Consider the following 3090-nt stretch of genomic DNA (forward strand, 5'->3'; position numbering starts at 1 on the left):
ACCAGTTCCTGGGGCACATCCGGTCTACTGATGCGGTGCTGCACGTGGTGCGGTATCGTCGCGCGCAACTCGACAAGCTGCTCGACCAGATCAAGGCGACGGGTTACGGGCTGACGCTGGGAATCCATACGCGTATCGATGAAACCATCGCGCACGTTGTCAGCCGCGCTCATGTTGGCAACATCTACGTGAACCGCAACGTGATTGGCGCCGTGGTCGGCGTGCAGCCGTTCGGCGGCGAAGGTTTGTCGGGCACGGGACCGAAAGCAGGGGGCGCGCTTTACTTGCAGCGTCTTCTTGCCAAGCGTCCTACCGGTTTGCCGAAGTCGCTGGAAAGCGCGTTGGTCGTCGATCAGACGGCCGCGAACGATACGCCTGCCCCGCTCACCGCATTGCGCGACTGGGCCATCGCCGAGCGCGATCCGCAAACCGCCGCACGGTGCGAAGGTCATCTGCAACACGTGATGGCCGGCGCGACCGCGGTGCTGCCCGGTCCGACCGGCGAGCGCAACACCTACACGCTCGGCGCACGCGGCACGGTCTTGTGCGTGGCATCGACGGCAAGCGGCGCGCGCGCGCAGTTTGCTGCGGTGCTCGCGACGGGCAACAAGGCGCTGTTTTCGGGCGCGGCCGGCGAACAGCTCGTGGCGGCGCTGCCGGCATCGCTCAAAGCGCATGCATCGGTGCGCAAGAACCAGGACCTTCCGTTCGATGCCGTCCTCTTCGAAGGCGACAGCGACGAATTGATGGCGCTGGTGAAGGACGTTGCGAAACGCCCGGGACCGATTGTCTCGGTGCAAGGGGTATCGGCGGGAGCGTTTGCCGATGAAGCCCACGACGGCGAGCAGGAATACGCGCTCGAACGGTTGCTGACGGAACGCTCGGTGAGCGTGAACACGGCGGCCGCGGGCGGCAATGCGAATTTGATGACGATCGGCTGAACACAATTCAGAGCGGCGGATCGGCTCAAACAAACGGCAGCGGGCACGGCGAACCCGGCACGCGCTGCCACTCACATGGGAATCAGGAGAGTTTATGGATTACACGATGAAGAAGCTGGCAGCAGCAATGTTGGTCACGGGTTTGTCGGTTGCTGCAACGGCTCAGGCGCAAACGGCTGAAGAAGTAAAGGTGGGTTTCGCTGGTCCGATGACCGGCGCGCAGGCGCACTATGGCAAGGATTTCCAGAACGGCATCGTGCTCGCGGTTGAAGATTTCAACGCAACGAAGCCTGTGATTGGCGGCAAGCCGGTCCTCATCGTGCTCGATTCCGCCGATGACCAGGCCGACCCGCGCACTGGCACGACCGTCGCGCAAAAGCTGGTGGACGACAACATCAAGGGCATGCTCGGCCACTTCAACTCGGGCACGACCATCCCCGCTTCGCGCATCTACGCGAACGCCGGCATTCCTGAAATCGCGATGGCAACGGCGCCGGAATACACCACGCAAGGCTACAAGACCACGTTCCGCATGATGACGTCCGACACGCAGCAAGGTTCGGTCGCCGGCGAGTTCGCGGTGAAGACGCTGAAGATGAAGAAGATTGCGATTGTCGATGACCGCACGGCCTACGGCCAGGGTCTCGCCGATCAATTCGAAAAGGCTGCGAAAGCTGCGGGCGCGACCATCGTGGATCGTGAATACGGCAACGACAAAGCCGTCGACTTCAAGGCCATCCTGACCAAGATCAAGTCGATGAACCCGGACCTCGTGTATTACGGCGGCGCCGATTCGCAAGCGGGCCCGATGGTCAAGCAGATGAAGACGCTCGGCCTGCGCGCGCCGTTGATGGCAGGCGAAATGGTCAAGACGGACACGTTCCTGAAGATCGCCGGCGATGCAGCAGACGGCACGGTGGCGTCGCTGGCCGGCTTGCCGCTCGACGAAATGCCGGGTGGCGCAGCGTACGTTGCGAAGTACAAGAAGCGCTTCAACGAGGACGTGCAAACTTACTCGCCGTACGCGTACGACGGTGCAATGGCCATGTTCACGGCAATGAAGACGGCGAACTCGACTGATCCGGCAAAGTACCTGCCGATGCTCGCCAAGACCGACATGCCTGGCGTGACGTCGAAGCAACTCGCGTATGACGCGAAGGGCGATTTGAAGAACGGCGGCATCACGCTGTACAAGGTCGTCGGCGGCAAGTGGACGACGCTGCAAAGCGTGGGCGGGAAGTAAGGTTTAATTGCTTTTGCTTTGAGAAAACCCCCGCATGCGTTCTGCGCTGCGGGGTTTTTTAATGCCTAGGCGTTGAAGTCCTCTTCCCAATACTCATTGTCGCGACGTGCGTCGCTGCCACGCGCCTCCTCAGTTTTCCTGAGTTCCACGCGACGAATCTTCCCCGAGATGGTCTTCGGCAATTCATAAAATTCGATGCGTCGGATCCGCTTGTACGCCGCGAGTTTTTGCGCGGCGAACTTCAGGATCTCACCGGCGGTTTCCTTCGTCGGTTCATAACCGTTGCGCAACGCGACGAACGCCTTCGGCACCGATAACCGCAGCGGATCAGGACTCGGCACAACGGCCGCTTCGCCGACCGCCGGATGTTCGATCAGCACGCTCTCCAGTTCGAACGGACTGATGCGGTAGTCGGCGGCTTTGAAGACATCGTCGGCGCGGCCCACGTAGGTGAAGTAACCATCGGCATCGATCGATGCGACATCGCCCGTCCGGTAATGGCCGCCGCGCATCGCGTCTTGCGTCTTCGATGCATCGTCCACATAACCGTCCATCAGGCCCAGCGGTTTCGGGTCGAGGATCAGCGCGAGTTCGCCTTCCTGCGCGGGGTTGTCGTCGTGATCGAGCAACGTGATCCTGTAACCCGGCAAGGGACGTCCCATCGATCCGGCTTTCATAGGCTGGCCCGGCGAGTTCGCAATTTGCGCCGTGGTTTCGGTCTGGCCGAAGCCATCGCGTAACGTGAGGTTCCAGGCCTTCCTGACGCGCTCGATGATCTCCGGATTCAGCGGTTCGCCCGCGCCCACGACCTCGCGCAGATGCACCTTGTACGCCGATAAATCCTCCTGGATCATCATGCGCCAGACGGTTGGCGGAGCGCAGAGTGTCGTGACCTGATGCTTGACC

3 protein-coding genes are annotated in these 3090 nt (G+C 61.6%); 2 read left to right on the forward strand and 1 reads right to left on the reverse strand.

The features are described from left to right. Both ACFFAR_RS29320 and ACFFAR_RS29325 read left to right on the forward strand, forming a co-directional pair. A partial coding sequence (locus tag ACFFAR_RS29320) for an aldehyde dehydrogenase family protein (protein WP_375509024.1) occupies positions 1-941 on the forward strand: 941 nt, incomplete at its 5' end. A gap of 94 nt (positions 942-1035) precedes the next feature. Further along, entirely contained in the window at positions 1036-2184 is a 1149-nt protein-coding gene (locus ACFFAR_RS29325; protein ID WP_062168421.1) for a branched-chain amino acid ABC transporter substrate-binding protein, read from the forward strand. Positions 2185-2249: 65 nt separating this feature from the next. Here the strand turns inward: ACFFAR_RS29325 and ACFFAR_RS29330 are convergent. Further along, the coding region (locus ACFFAR_RS29330) for an AMP-binding protein (protein ID WP_375509025.1) at positions 2250-3090 on the reverse strand (841 nt) is incomplete at its 5' end.

Origin of the sequence: uncultured Caballeronia sp. (genome assembly GCF_964243625.1) — a bacterium.
Classification (GTDB): domain Bacteria; phylum Pseudomonadota; class Gammaproteobacteria; order Burkholderiales; family Burkholderiaceae; genus Caballeronia.

Excerpts from the sequence above, each read along its gene's own strand:
- ACFFAR_RS29325 (WP_062168421.1), top strand. The coding sequence starts at position 1,036 with ATGGATTACACGATGAAGAAGCTGGCAGCAGCAATGTTGGTCACGGGT.